This window comes from Hymenobacter endophyticus, from assembly GCF_032464715.1.
In the GTDB taxonomy this organism is placed as follows: Bacteria; Bacteroidota; Bacteroidia; order Cytophagales; family Hymenobacteraceae; genus Hymenobacter; species Hymenobacter endophyticus.
On record NZ_JAWDJT010000014.1, the window covers coordinates 82,650 to 95,663 of the forward strand.

Consider the following 13,014-nt stretch of genomic DNA (forward strand, 5'->3'; position numbering starts at 1 on the left):
CCCGGCTATGATTCCCCTTACGTCCCCTACAACTGCGACCGCTGAACTGACCTCGGTACTCACTTGCCCGGTGTGCCAACACGCGCAAGCCGAGCAGATGCCCACCGATGCCTGCCAGTGGTTTTACGAGTGCACCAGCTGCCACACAGTACTCAAGCCCCTGGCCGGCGATTGCTGCGTCTACTGCTCGTACGGCACGGTGCCCTGCCCGCCCATTCAGGAGCAGGGCAAAGGCGCCTGCGGCTGCTGCTAGGCCCACTATGTCTACTTCGCCCTTTGCTGACGCGACCACTGAGCTGGCCGCACTAGCCAAAGCCCTCGGTCACCCGGCGCGGGTGGCCATAGTGCGCCAGCTGCAAGCCCGTACCTGCTGCACATGCGGCGGGTTGGTGGCCGTGCTGCCCCTTTCCCAAAGCACCGTTTCGCAGCACCTGAAGGCGCTGAGCGTCGCTGGCCTCGTGCGCCCCGAAACTCAAGGCGCCCGCGCTAGCTACCAGCTCGACCCCGCCCGCTGGGCCCGGGTGCAGGAACTACTCGGCGGGTTGTTCGCCGAATTAAACCGGCGTGCCGACCAAGCCAGCGGCTAGGAAAACTTGAATTTCCTCGGCCGTTGCCCGGGCTGAGCGGCCCACGCCAATAAGCGTTGCAGAGGCAAACCCCGTCCAGCTACCGTACCCAACCAACCACAAACCCGGCCGCTTGGTGGCCCGCGTGCCCGTAGTGGCCACCCGTCCATCGGCCTCCAGCACGTCCAGCCCTTCCATAAACGAAAGCGCCGGCCGGAAGCCCGTGCACCAAATCACCGCGTCCACGGCTTCTTCCCGGCCGTCGGCCCACACCACGCCCGTGCGGGTGAACCGCGCAAAGGGCCGCACACTGCCAAGCGCGCTCCGCTCGCGGGCCTCCTTCACGGAGTCCACCATCACCACGTCGCCGAGCGAAGGCGGCGGAGCCGGCGCCTGACCGGCCTGCGCGTGATAGCGTTGCGTTGCTTGGGTGAACAGCACCCGGCCGTCCACGTCGTCTGGCAGAAAGCGGGGCTCTTTTTCCGTCACCCACGTCGTCTGGGCGACCCGCGACACTTCAGCCAGTATTTGTGCGCCTGAGTTGCCACCGCCCACCACCAGCACCCGCTGCCCGGCAAAGGGCGCCGCCTCCCGGTAGTGAGCCGAGTGTAGCTGCACACCGCCAAAATCCGACTGGCCGGCATACGTCGGCACGAAGGGGTTGCGCCAGCTGCCGGTCGCGCACACCACCGCCCGGGCCTGCCACGTCCCGGCATCGGTTTGCACGGCGTAGCCTTCTCCTAACTGCTGCACCCCGACCACCCGCACAGGCCGTCGCACCGGCAGGGCGTAGCGCTGCTCGTACTGCGTGAGGTAGTCAATAACGGCATCCCGGGCGGGAAAGCCGTTGTCCAGCGGGCGCGGCATCAGCCAGCCCGGCAGCGAGCTGGCATCGGCCGGCGAGAACAGCCGCAGCGAATCCCAGCCGTGCGGCCAGGCCCCGCCCGGTTCGGCTTGGTCGTCGAGCAGCACAAAGGTCAGGCCCGCCCGCCGCAGGTAGTAGCCCACGGCCAGCCCGCTCTGGCCGGCCCCAATCACGAGTACATCCACTTCCATCGCCGTGCTTACGGGCGCAGCCGCACCGCGACGGCCAACGAAACCTCAATGCTGTCCGGTCACCGCCGGTCCACAACCGCCCGCAGGCCTTCGCTCGGGGAAGCCCCATCCAAGTACTGCACGGGGGTGGCGCCCAACACCAAGCCTTGGCCCAACGCCGTCAACAGCGCGAGCCGCGGCGTGGGCTGCCAGCGCACCCCCACCCGCAGGCGGGCCACGGTGCAGGGACGCAGGCGAATGCGAGCCGTTTCCCGTTGACCCGCACGGTCTTCATCCGTCTGCACCAGGATTTCCTGCTGCCCGCCGGAGTACGCCAGGTTGACGCCCGCAAACGTGGTGGCCTTGCGTTCGGTCAGCATATCGACCCGCAAGCCAACCCCGGCCTTCACGCCGCTTCCGTCGTAGCCCCCGCCCACGGTGGCATCCACGCGCCGGCTCAGGCGGTAGCCCACGTCCAGCCCGTTGCCGTAGGGGGCACCCAGGCCCCCGGTCAGGGTCAGCACCACGGCCGGAGCAGCAGCGGGCATCGTGGGGGGAGCCACGGCGCTGGTATCCGTTTGCGCTCGACAGGGCAGGGCCAGCGGGCCGCTGAGAAGTAGCCCGAGCAGCGCGGTAGACTGCGTACCGACTCCCAAAGAACCCGGGCGCTTAGTCATCAGGCAGTTTGGAATTCGCGCTGCACAAACTCGTGGGCGTAGGCCTTCACCTGGTCGCGCACGCTGTCAAACTGCTGCCTGATTTCATCCTCGGTGCCTTTGGCTTTGGCCGGGTCGGGGAAGTTGTGGTGCAGCTTTTTGGCCGAGGAAGGGAATACGGGGCACACTTCGTTGGCGTGGTCGCACACGGTCAGCACGTAGTCAAACGGCACCTGGGCGTACTCGTCCATGTGGTTGCTGGTGTGGTGGGATATGTCCACCCCGTCCGCCGCCATGGTCTGTACGGCCCGGGGGTTGAGGCCGTGCACTTCCACGCCGGCGCTGTATACCGAGGCCCGGTCACCGAGTTCTTGCTCCAGGTAGCCGTGCAGCAGTTGGCTGCGGCAGGAATTGCCGGTGCAGAGCACCAGCACGTTTTTCTTGTCAGACATGGTCAGGGGATAGTTTATGCTTCAGAATTACGCTTGCGTGGTCACGCTCTTGCCGCCGTACCAGCGGCGCCGGAACCAGAAAGCCACGTTCACCAGCGCAATCAGGGCCGGCACCTCAATCAGCGGCCCAATCACACCAGCAAAGGCCTGCCCGGAGTTGAGCCCAAACACCCCAATGGCTACCGCAATGGCCAACTCGAAGTTGTTACCGGTAGCTGTGAAGGCAATGGAAGCATTTTCTGCATAATCCGCCCCCAGCCACTTGCCTGCGGCGAAGCTGAGCACGAACATGATGCCGAAGTACAGAGCCAGCGGCAAGGCAATGCGCAGCACGTCCAGCGGCACCTGCACAATGGTTTCGCCCTTGAGGCTGAACATGACCACAATGGTGAGCAGCAGGGCAATCAGCGTGATGGGGCTGATGGCCGGGATGTACACCTTCTCGTACCACTCGTTGCCTTTCAGCCGGCGCAGGATGGTGCGCGACAGGAAGCCGGCCGCAAACGGGATGCCCAGGTAGATGAGCACGCTCTGGGCAATGTCCCCGATGCCAATATTGACCTCGTAGCCTTTCAGACCGAAGTAGGGCGGTAGCACGGAGATAAACAGCCAGGCCAGCAGGGAGTAGAACAGCACCTGAAAAATGGAATTAAGCGCCACCAGCCCGGCCGCGTATTCCCGCGAGCCGTCGGCCAAGTCGTTCCACACCAGCACCATGGCAATGCAACGCGCAATGCCAATCAGAATCAGGCCCATCATGTACTCAGGCTTGTCGGGCAGCAGCCAGATGGCCAGGAAAAACATGAGCAGCGGGCCCAGTATCCAGTTCAGGAACAAGGACAATCCGATGATGCGCGTGTTCTTGAAGACCTTGGGCAGTTCTTCGTACTTGACCTTGGCCAGCGGCGGGTACATCATCAGAATCAGGCCAATGGCGAGCGGCACGTTCACGGTGCCCACCGAGAAGTAGTTCACCGCGTCGTTCATGCCTGGCACGAAGTGGCCCAGGGCCACGCCCAGCGCCATAGCCAGGAATATCCAGAGCGTGAGGCCCCGGTCCAGGCCCGAGAGTTTCTTTTCGGCCAGGGCGGCGGGAGCCGGCGCCGCGAGCGGGGCCGAAGGGTTAAGCGTTGACATGCGTAGAGGATAATTCGGATTCGTTGATAGGAGATGTGGGTGTGGGTAGCACGCCCACCACGGCGCTGCGGCGCTCCAGCAGCAGGGTGTCGCGCCACACGCCGTGCAGCTGACCAATCCGCTCGCGCCGGCCCACCTCGCGGAAGCCTTCGCCAGCGTGGATGCTCACGCTGGTGGTGTTCTCGGGAAAGATGCCCGCCTGCAGCGTCCAGATGCCGTTGGCTTCGGAATCGGCCACCAGGGCGGCCAGCAGCTGCCGGCCCACGCCGCGCCCGCGGGCCGCGCCGGCCACGTACACGCTGACTTCGGCCACGCCGCCGTACACGCAGCGGCTCGACACCGGCGAGAGGGCCGCCCAGCCCAGCACCTGCCCGGTGTGGCCGTAGCCCGCGTCCACGGCCACCAGGCGGCTATGGGGCAGATGGCTGAGGTCCCAGTCCTCCCAGGTCGGGGCCGCGGTGGTGAACGTGGCGTTGCCGGTGGCAATGCCCTGCTCGTAGATGGCGCGCACCTCGGGCCAGTGCGCAGCGGTCAGGGGTTGCAGTTTCATCAGGTAGTCAGCTGAAAGGGGTGAAAAGACTTATTTGCGGTTGAGCAAGTAGGCCCCGGCGACAAGCAGCAGTGCCCCAGCTAGTCGGCTCAACGTGAGGGGATTGCGCGTTAGGCCAAGCAGCCCGAGTTGGTCGAAGAGTAGGGCCGTGAGCAGCTGCCCGGTCACAACCAGGGTGAAGAGCGGGGCCGCGCCCACGCGTTGCAGGGAAAAGGTGATGGCCGCGATGTAGACCATGCCCAAGGCGCCGCCCGTCCACTGGTACCACCGCACCCCCTGCACGGCAGCCAGGGTGGGCAGCGGCGTCTGGGTGCTGGCCAGCACCGCCGCCGCCGCCAGGGTGCCTACCAGGTAAGAGGCCAGCACGGCCCACATCACGCTCTGCAAGCCCCCGCGCAGCTGGCTGTTCACGGCCGACTGCGTGGTCAGGGCCGCCCCGGCCAGCACCAGCACGAGGAAGGGTAGGTATTTCATGGCATAAGCAAAACCAGCAGCGCCGCCCGCGGCCCTTAGTAGGCCTTGCGCAACATGTCTGCGTACTCGTTGGGCAGCGCCGAGGCTTCCACCGCCTGCGCGGCCTTTTCCACGTCGTATTCCACACGAATCAACTCCGAGCGCACGCTGTTGGGGTCCGTTAGCTTCGTGTTCTCGTCCAGGTGCAGCAGTTGGTAGGCCGCGCGCGGGTCGCCGTCCTTGGGCTTGCCCACTGAGCCGATGTTGAGCGCGTGCCGGTAGCGGGTTTCGCCCTCGTGCTCGTAGGCAAACGTGCGGTGGTAGGGCTTGTGGGTGTGCCCAAACAGCAGGATGTCGGCGTTGGCCTCTTGCAGGATGCGCAAAAAGCTGCTCTCCGGCCGGTCCTCGAACAGGTACTCGTTGATTTTGCGCGGCGAGCCGTGCACCATCAGCAGGCTCAGCGTGCAGGGCTCCTCCTGAAAGTCCAGCCGCATGTGCTTGGGCAGGTAGCGCAGGTAGCGGCGCTCCTCTTGGCCCACCACTTGATTGGTGTAGGCAATACTCTGGGCGCCCAGGTCTTTTTCCGTGTCCGTTTTGTAGGCGCAGCCGCAGTTTTCGCTGGCCATCCCGATGCCCTGGTCGTAGTTGCCGGCCAGTGTGGGGATGCCCCGCCGCCGCACTTCGTTGACCACCTCGTTGGGCCAGGGGGCGTAGCCCACCAGGTCGCCCAGGCAGAAAATCATGTCGGGCCGGCGCTGCTCCATGTCGGCCAGCACCGCTTCCAGGGCCGGCAGGTTGCCGTGCACGTCAGAGAAAAAAGCAATTGTCATCAGAAGGCGAAGAGGTAAGATGAGTAGGTAGCAAAACGGCGCCACCCAGGGAGGGCAGCGCCGTTTAGGTCGCGTTTAGCAGCACCCGCCGCCGGGCGTGCAGGCCATTTGCAGCTGGGGCAGGGCAAACTGCTGGGCATCGGGGATGCCGCAGGCATCCTGGGCCAGGCAAGCCGTCTGCTTCGGCATCAGCACGAAGTCGGTGCCGTCGAAGGTGAGGCCGAACTTGCCGATGGTGGCCTGCTGGTACTCCACTTCGATGTCCAGGTCTTCGCTGCCCAGAATCTTTTTCGACAGGTTGAGGATGTGCAGGAATTTCTGCGGGGCCAAGCGGTGGTCGTAGTCACCGGCTTCCCAGAGTTGGAAGTTGGCCACGGTTTCCTTGCGCTCCACGCCGCCGCAGTCGATGAAGTGCTTGCTCACCAAGCCGACTTCCGTCACGTGGAAGTGCGCGGGCAGGTGCTCGCCCGAAGGCAGGCGGAAATTGACGGCTTCGAGACCTGCGAGGGTCTGCTTCATTTCGGAGATTTTCATAGTCAGAAAGGCTAGAGTGGGAAGATGAATTAGCAACCGCAGGCATCGGCCGGTCCGCAGGCCGGGCTGGTGGTGGCTTCGATGAAAAAGGCGGTGAAGTGCTGGTGGACTTGCTTGAGCAGCTCGGTGTTGAGGCAGTAGCAGACGGTGAGCCCGTCAATCTCGCCACGAATCAAATCCAGGGCTTTGAGCTCCTGCAGGTGCTGCGAGACGGTGGTGCGCGAGAGCGGCAGCTCGGCGGCGATGTCGCCGGAGATGCAGGTTTGCTTGGAAGCCAGGAACTGGATGATGGCCACCCGGGCCGGGTGCGCCAGGGCCTTGGCCACGCGGGCCAGCTGCTGTTGCTCTTGGGTGAAGGCGGCGGTCTTGGCGTAGGTCATAACGAAGCTGTGAAGTATGTCGCAAATATACGACATTAAATGACGTAAGTTTGCGACATAGATTATTTTCTTGTTATCCTTCGCCTTCTGGCCGCTTCGTTGCCATGAAAAGCCCCTTGCTGATTCTGCTTGCGCTGCTGGGGTGCTTGCCCCTGTTCGCGCAGTCCGGGGCGTCGGTGCCGTTTCAGGGCCCGACCCCGGGCTTTCATCAGACCCACACCGGTCAGATACTCTTCAGTTCCACCACCATTCCCGAGGACGGCTACCCGGGCGCGGCCTAAATCGGTTTGCGCACCTACGCCCTAACTCCCCAAAGCGGCTTGTACTTCACGGCCTTTCTCGGTTCCTCTCTCACCCAGGCCCTGCACCGCCTGGCGCCCCGCCTGCCGCTAGAGGAGTTGGTCCGCACGGGCACCTACCAATTCAGCTTTTACGTCGACGGGCAACTAGTATACCTCACCAACCTGCCCCCGGATGCGGTTTTCCAGGAAGTCAAGATTAACGAGACGGTATTACCCCAGCCGTTGCGAAAGCCCGGTGAGGCGGCGGCCGAGTGGGGTCAGCTGCTGTGGGAACGGTTCCTGGCTAATGGCGGCGTCAGAGCCCTGGCCCCGGGGCAGCACCTGCTGCGCATCGAAATCCGGCCTTACTTCCAGGACCCCGCGCTGCGGGACGCGCCGGTGCTGGCCGCGGGGCAAGTAGCCCTCGATGTGACGCAGCCGCTTGCGCCCCTCAGCCGGACGCGTTAAGTTGCGGCGGCCCCCACGTGCATCCCATGAGCTACCTGCAAGTCATGGCCTTGGTTAAAAGTTTGGTACAAAGGTTAAACGAACAACCACTTGATGGGTATGTCAACGCCCGCGTCTCGGCCAAAGACTAACATCTCATTACCCATTTCAGCAAAAAATCAGCGGCACCATCACACAGCGGCCGCAGTGTAGCCGCCGGGGCCGGAGTCGATGATGAGAACGTCTTAGGAAGAATCGGACATGAGCCGGAGCAGCTTAAGGGTGAAAAATAGCCAGGCAGTTCTTACAGGTGGGTTTCGTGTTTAGCGAAGTCGCCGCGCTCCACCTGAATGGTGGCGTGCTGCACGGCGTGCTTCCCCGTCACGTAGGCATGGGCGCGGGCCAGCACGTCATCGTGCTGGGCACCGTCGGCCAACACGACGTGGACGCTGAGGGCGTTGACCCCGGACGTGAGTACCCAGGCGTGCAGGTCGTGCACGGCCGCCACGCCCGGCTCGGCCAGCAGGCCTTGGCGCAGGGCTTCCAGGTTCACATCGGCCGGGGTGCCTTCCAGCAGCACGTTCACCGATTCTTTGAGCAGCGCCCAGGTGCGGGGCAGAATGAACAGGCCGATGCCGGCCGAGAGCAGCGGGTCGGCGTAGTACCACTTGGTGGTGAGCATAATGACGCCGGCAATCAGCACCCCTACGGAAGTAAGCAGGTCGCTGAGCACCTCGAAGTAGGCCCCTTTCATGTTCAGGCTTTCGCCCGAGCTTTTGCGCAGCAGGTACACCCCGTAGAGGTTGACCAGCATCCCCACCCCGGCCACCCACATCATGGTGGTGCTTTCCACCTTGGGCGGATTCAGGAAGCGGAAATAGGCCTTGTAGAGGATATAGAGCGAAATCAGAATCAGCACCACCGCGTTGGTAAGGGCGGCCAGAATCTCGAAGCGGTAGTAGCCGTAGGTGCGCTCGGGGGTGGCGGGCTTTTCGCCGAAGCGGATGGCGAGCAGGGCCAGCCCCACCCCGGCCACATCGGTGAGCATGTGGCCGGCATCGGCCAGCAGGGCCAGGCTGCCGGTCCAGAAGCCGCCGATGACCTCGGCCACCAGGTAGGACAGGGTCGTAAAAAAGACGATGGTCAGGGCGCGTTTGTTGCGCGAAGCGGCGCTGCCGCTCATGCCGTGGGACTCGCTCATGACTGGTTTCCGGCATGGTGGTGGGGGCCTTCGCGCAGTTCGCGGGGCATGGGCTCGACCACTGACAGGTGCTCTTTTACCTGCGGGGCGGGGGGAACAGCCGGCGGCGTGCTGCCCGTGCCCGGCGTGGTGTAGTCCATGCGCTGGATGCGCACCGCGTTCAATATTGCCAGCAGAGCCACCCCCACGTCGGCAAATACGGCTTCCCACATGGTGGCCAGGCCACCGGCCCCGAGAACAAGCACGATGCCCTTCACGATGAAGGCCAGCCAGATGTTTTGCCACACCACCGAGTGCGTGGCGCGGGCAATGCGCCGGGCCGTGGCAATCTTGCTGGGGTGGTCGGTCTGAATCACCACGTCGGCTGTTTCGATGGTGGCGTCGGAGCCGAGGCCGCCCATGGCAATGCCCACGTCGGCCAGGGCTACCACGGGGGCGTCGTTCACGCCGTCGCCCACGAAGGCCAGCTTGCGGCCCGCGTCCTTGTACTCCTGCACGTAGCGGGCCTTGTCTTCGGGCAGCAGCCCGCCGTGGGCCTCGTCAATGCCCAACTCCTTGGCCACGCGCTGGGTGATGCTGTCCTTGTCGCCGGAGAGCATGACGATTTTGGTAATGCCGTCGGCCCGCAACTCCTGCACGGTTTGCAGGGCGTCGGCTTTCGGCGCGTCGGCCACGGTCAGGTAGCCGGCGTACTGGCCATCAATGGCGGCCACCACAATGCTGTCGAACACCTGGTCTACTTCGGCCGGGTAAGCCACATTGAATTTGGTGAGCAGCTTGGTGTTGCCCGCCAGCACGTCGCGGCCCTCGACCCGGCCGCGCAGGCCGTGGCCGCTGATTTCCTCTACGTTCTCTACGGGCACCCCGGCCGCCGCCGCGCCGACGTGCAGCACCACGGCCTTGGCGATAGGATGGGTGGATTTTACTTCCAGTGCCCCAACCAGGCGCAGCATCTGGGCCGCGTCCATGCCGGGGGCGGGCTGCACCTGCTGCACGGCAAATACGCCCTGGGTGAGCGTACCGGTTTTGTCCATCACCACCGTGTCCAGTTCGCGCATTACGTCCAGGAAGTTGGAGCCCTTGAAGAGGATACCCGCTTTCGAGGCCGCGCCGATGCCGCCGAAGTAGCCCAGCGGAATGCTGATGACCAGTGCGCAGGGGCAGGAAATAACCAGAAACACCAGGGCCCGGTAGAGCCAGGTGCGGAACACGTAGTCATCGACCATGAAGTAGGGCACCAGCACCAGCAGCACGGCCAGCAGCACGACAATGGGCGTGTAGATTTTGGCAAACTTGGTGATGAACTGCTGGGTTTTGGCCTTGCGGCCCACCGCGTCCTGCACCATCGCCAGAATTTTGGCCAGCTTGGTATCCTGGTAGATGGCTGTTACCAGCACCTGCACCAGGCTTTCCTGGTTTATCATGCCGGCCAGCACCACCTCGCCCGTTTGCTTGGTTTGCGGAGCCGACTCGCCGGTGAGGGCGGCCGTGTTGAACGAGGCCGGGCCTTTGGCCAGCGTTCCGTCGAGGGCCACTTTCTCGCCCGGCCGCACCTCAATCACGTCGCCCAGCTGCACGGCTTTCGGGTCGAGCACCAGCGACTGACCCCCGCGCACGACCGTTACCTCCGTCGCCTGAATTTCGAGCAGCGCCCGGATGCTGCGCTTGGCGCGGTTCACGGCCGCGTCCTGAAACAGCTCACCCACGGTGTAGAACAGCATCACGGCCACGCCCTCGGGGTATTCGCCGATGGCAAAGGCTCCGAGCGTGGCAATGCTCATGAGCAGGAACTCGTTGAACACGTTGCCGGACGGAATGCTGAGCACGGCGGCTTTCAGCACTTTCCAGCCGACCAGCAGAAAGGCCACGCCGTACCAGACCAAGCGCACGTAGCCGGTAAAAAAGCCCACGTTGTAGTAATCAAGGGCGATGCCGCCCAGCAGCAGGGCCAAACTCACGCCGGGCCAGAGGTAGGGGTTCGCGCCGGCCGGGCCGTGGTCGTGGTCGTCGCCGCTGGCGTGGTCGTGGCCGGCGTGCTCGTCGACGGCCTTGCCCGCCAGGTCCACCACCTTTTTGCCAACGGGGTGGTCGTGGCCGGCGTGGTCATGGCCGGGTACGTCGTGGCCTTCGGGGTCGGCGGCGGCTTCAGGCGTGAGCTGGTCGCGGTTGAGGGCGCCCACGTTTTCGAGCTGCACCTGCTTGGCGGTGTTCAGCTCTTCGTCGGTATTGGGGGAAGTAGGGTCAGGCATAAGAAAAAAAAGTGTCAGGTTAGAGGATAAAGCGGCGGTCAGCCAGGGGCTACCAGTCCACGAAAAAGCCGGCTACGCCCACCAGCACGAGCACCGCGCCGGTCAGTCGGCGCTCGTGCCGGGCCAGCCCGTCGAGGTTCAGGCGCTGCAGGCTGCGGTGGGCCAGGGCCACCAGCGCGCACATGGCCGACACGGAGGCCAGCAGGTACACGCTCATGAGCAGGGCCAGGGCGGCCGGGCCGTGGGTGCCGGCGGCCAGGAAAAAGGTTTGGATTTCCAGGCAGGGGGCCAGAAACATGGTGGCCGCCAACACTGGCACCACGCGCCGGCGCGGCGTGCGCTGGCTGAGGGGCCGGGGGTCGGGGTGGGTGTGGCCGGTGCCGGAAAAGGCATAGAGCAGCCCGATGCCGATGAGCAGCAGCGGAGCCACCCAGCCGGCAAACTGCGCGAAGCGGGCCGAAAGCCGCCAGCCGAGCAAACCCAGGGCTAAGCCGATACCCACGGTACTCAGGACGTGGGCGAGTCCGGCCACCAGCGTCACCCCCACCGCCCGCCGCAGCGGCCAGCCTTCGGCCCGCGCCACGGCCAGCACCGGGGCCCAATGGTTGGGAATGGCGGCGTGCAGCAGGCTGAGCACCAAAGCACCGGTGAGTAGTTCCAGCATAGGACGGCTTACGAACGGGGCCAGAACAAGATGACGGCCAGTCCCAGCAGCACGATGGTTCCGCCCAGCACATCGAACCGGTCGGGCCGGAAGCCATCGAAGTACCAGGCCCAGGCAATCGACATGACGACGAAAACGCCCCCGTACACGGCGTAGGTTTTGCCGAAGGACGTGGACTGCCAGGTGGCGACCCACCCGTACACGACGAGCAGCACGGCCCCCAGCAGCCCCATCCAGGCCGGACGGTCGGCCTTGAGCCACTGCCACATCAGGTAGCCGCCGCCGATTTCGCAGAGGCCGGCGATAAAGAAAAGGAACAAGGGCTGGAGGTAGCTCATGAACTGGGTCGCGGTGAAACAATGGGGTTGAACGGCGTTTGCCGGCCGGGGGCTATTCCTCTTCCTCGGCGTTTTTCATCTTGGCCAGCAGGGAATAAGCCCCATCCGTGACGAAGCTGCTTGTGGCCGGTACTCCTTCCGGCAGGGTGATTTCCGTGAAGCTGTCTTCGCTGCGGCCCAGCGTCACGGGCACCATACGGTAGCGCCCGGCGGCTACCACGGCGAAGGCGTAATTCTTGCCCTCGAAGCGCACCAGGGCGGCATCGGGCAGCGTGGGGGCCTGGGTGCGGCCGGTTTCAATCATGGCCCGCACGTAGAGTCCGGGCAATAGCGTGGGGTCGTTTTCCTGGTCGAGGTGGCCGTGCACGCGCACGGTGCGGTCTTCGCCAATGGCTTTGCCGACCAGGTACACCCGGGCCGTGCGCTCCCGGCGGGTGCCGGTGGAGTCGCTGGCCAGAGTAAAGCGAATCAGCTGGCCTTTCTGCACGCGGGCCACGTCGCGCTCGAACACCGTCAGTTCGACGTGCAGGTGGTCAGGGTCTACAATCTCAAACAGGGCGTCGGTGGCCGTCACGGCTTGGCCCACAGTCACGTTCACGGCCCGCACGAAGCCGGCCCGGGGGGCGCGAATGGCAGCGGTCGTGACCATCTTGCCGCCGACGGGCAGGCCCGCCAGCCGCAGCCGGGCGGCCTGGGCATTGGTCTGCACGCGCAGGGCGTTGTAGTCGGCCTGGGCACGCTGGTAGTTTTTCTGGGGTGCTACCTCCTGCTCATACAGCTCTTTCTGGCGGGCCAGTTCGGTGCGGGCGTATTCCAGGCGGGCGCGGGTTTCGAGGTAGTCTTGCTGCAACGTCACAAACTCCGGGTTGCGGATGGTGGCCAACACTTCGCCCTTGCGTACGCGGGCTCCTTGCAGCAATTCGGTGTTGTCCACGAAGCCGCCCAGTGGGGCTGTGATGGACACGGCGCTTTCCGGGGGCACGTCCAGCGTGCCGGTCACGGCCAGGCCCGCGCCCATGGGCCGGTCGGCCAGACGGGCGGTTTTCAGGCCGGCGGCCTGCTGCTCGGCCACGGAGAGGGTCACGACATCGGAAGCATCTTCGCCTTCCGCTTCACCGCCGGCTTCCTTGCCTTCGGTGGCGGCGGTTTCCGCGTCCGCCTCTTCTTTCTTATCGGCACCGCAGCCGGCCAGGGTCAGGCCTAGCAGCAGCACCAGGGATGCAATCTTATTCATGGGATTC

At 64.7% G+C, this 13,014-nt stretch carries 18 protein-coding genes; 4 read left to right on the forward strand and 14 right to left on the reverse strand.

Annotated features, from left to right (window positions below):
* Positions 1–7 precede the first annotated feature (7 nt).
* Both ROI90_RS18055 and ROI90_RS18060 read left to right on the forward strand, forming a co-directional pair.
* Positions 8–253 carry a GDCCVxC domain-containing (seleno)protein gene (locus tag ROI90_RS18055; protein WP_243520610.1) on the forward strand — a complete coding sequence of 82 codons (246 nt, stop codon included), beginning with the start codon at positions 8–10 and terminating at the stop codon, positions 251–253.
* 7 nt (positions 254–260) lie between these two features.
* Positions 261–587 carry an ArsR/SmtB family transcription factor gene (locus ROI90_RS18060; protein WP_243520612.1) on the forward strand — a complete coding sequence of 109 codons (327 nt, stop codon included), beginning with the start codon at positions 261–263 and terminating at the stop codon, positions 585–587.
* Here the strand turns inward: ROI90_RS18060 and ROI90_RS18065 are convergent.
* The 9 genes from ROI90_RS18065 to ROI90_RS18105 form a co-directional block, all read right to left on the reverse strand.
* Entirely contained in the window at positions 555–1,622 is a 1,068-nt protein-coding gene (locus ROI90_RS18065) for an ArsO family NAD(P)H-dependent flavin-containing monooxygenase (protein ID WP_243520614.1), read from the reverse strand. The genes ROI90_RS18060 and ROI90_RS18065 overlap by 33 nt on opposite strands.
* Before the next feature lie 59 nt (positions 1,623–1,681).
* Positions 1,682–2,278 (reverse strand): hypothetical protein, encoded by a 597-nt coding sequence (locus ROI90_RS18070; protein WP_315999701.1) that lies wholly within the window; start codon positions 2,276–2,278, stop codon positions 1,682–1,684.
* Entirely contained in the window at positions 2,278–2,709 is a 432-nt protein-coding gene (locus ROI90_RS18075) for an arsenate reductase ArsC (protein WP_243520618.1), read from the reverse strand. The genes ROI90_RS18070 and ROI90_RS18075 overlap by 1 nt, the downstream gene beginning before the upstream one ends.
* 27 nt (positions 2,710–2,736) lie before the next feature.
* Positions 2,737–3,846: an ACR3 family arsenite efflux transporter gene (gene arsB / locus ROI90_RS18080; RefSeq protein WP_315999702.1), complete on the reverse strand. Its 1,110-nt coding sequence runs from the start codon at positions 3,844–3,846 to the stop codon at positions 2,737–2,739.
* Positions 3,833–4,396 (reverse strand): GNAT family N-acetyltransferase, encoded by a 564-nt coding sequence (locus tag ROI90_RS18085; protein WP_243520620.1) that lies wholly within the window; start codon positions 4,394–4,396, stop codon positions 3,833–3,835. The genes arsB and ROI90_RS18085 overlap by 14 nt, the downstream gene beginning before the upstream one ends.
* 30 nt (positions 4,397–4,426) lie before the next feature.
* Entirely contained in the window at positions 4,427–4,870 is a 444-nt protein-coding gene (locus tag ROI90_RS18090) for a DMT family transporter (RefSeq protein ID WP_243520622.1), read from the reverse strand.
* A 35-nt stretch (positions 4,871–4,905) separates the two neighbouring features.
* The gene (locus ROI90_RS18095; protein WP_243520624.1) at positions 4,906–5,679 is read right to left on the reverse strand and encodes a metallophosphoesterase family protein; all 774 of its coding nucleotides are present in this window, start codon (positions 5,677–5,679) and stop codon (positions 4,906–4,908) included.
* A gap of 75 nt (positions 5,680–5,754) precedes the next feature.
* Complete coding sequence (locus ROI90_RS18100; protein ID WP_243520626.1) at positions 5,755–6,213, reverse strand: DUF6428 family protein; 459 nt, start codon at positions 6,211–6,213, stop codon at positions 5,755–5,757.
* A gap of 29 nt (positions 6,214–6,242) precedes the next feature.
* Positions 6,243–6,593: an ArsR/SmtB family transcription factor gene (locus ROI90_RS18105; protein ID WP_243520628.1), complete on the reverse strand. Its 351-nt coding sequence runs from the start codon at positions 6,591–6,593 to the stop codon at positions 6,243–6,245.
* A gap of 104 nt (positions 6,594–6,697) precedes the next feature.
* Between ROI90_RS18105 and ROI90_RS18110 the strand changes: the two genes are divergently transcribed.
* Both ROI90_RS18110 and ROI90_RS18115 read left to right on the forward strand, forming a co-directional pair.
* Complete coding sequence (locus ROI90_RS18110) at positions 6,698–6,874, forward strand: hypothetical protein (protein ID WP_315999703.1); 177 nt, start codon at positions 6,698–6,700, stop codon at positions 6,872–6,874.
* Between the two features lie 6 nt (positions 6,875–6,880).
* Positions 6,881–7,342, forward strand: a complete 462-nt coding sequence (locus tag ROI90_RS18115) for a hypothetical protein (protein ID WP_315999704.1) — start codon at positions 6,881–6,883, stop codon at positions 7,340–7,342.
* A 283-nt stretch (positions 7,343–7,625) separates the two neighbouring features.
* Here the strand turns inward: ROI90_RS18115 and ROI90_RS18120 are convergent, their stop codons facing one another.
* Genes ROI90_RS18120 through ROI90_RS18140 form a run of 5 tightly spaced genes read right to left on the reverse strand, consistent with a single transcriptional unit; the run spans position 7,626 to position 13,007 of the window.
* Entirely contained in the window at positions 7,626–8,522 is an 897-nt protein-coding gene (locus ROI90_RS18120; protein WP_315999705.1) for a cation diffusion facilitator family transporter, read from the reverse strand.
* Positions 8,519–10,771, reverse strand: coding sequence for a heavy metal translocating P-type ATPase (locus ROI90_RS18125; RefSeq protein ID WP_243520634.1), 2,253 nt, complete (start codon positions 10,769–10,771; stop codon positions 8,519–8,521). The genes ROI90_RS18120 and ROI90_RS18125 overlap by 4 nt, the downstream gene beginning before the upstream one ends.
* Before the next feature lie 49 nt (positions 10,772–10,820).
* Positions 10,821–11,435 (reverse strand): hypothetical protein, encoded by a 615-nt coding sequence (locus ROI90_RS18130; protein WP_243520636.1) that lies wholly within the window; start codon positions 11,433–11,435, stop codon positions 10,821–10,823.
* A gap of 8 nt (positions 11,436–11,443) precedes the next feature.
* Positions 11,444–11,773 carry a YnfA family protein gene (locus tag ROI90_RS18135; protein ID WP_243520638.1) on the reverse strand — a complete coding sequence of 110 codons (330 nt, stop codon included), beginning with the start codon at positions 11,771–11,773 and terminating at the stop codon, positions 11,444–11,446.
* A gap of 52 nt (positions 11,774–11,825) precedes the next feature.
* Entirely contained in the window at positions 11,826–13,007 is a 1,182-nt protein-coding gene (locus tag ROI90_RS18140) for an efflux RND transporter periplasmic adaptor subunit (protein WP_243520640.1), read from the reverse strand.
* Between the last annotated feature and the right edge of the window lie 7 nt (positions 13,008–13,014).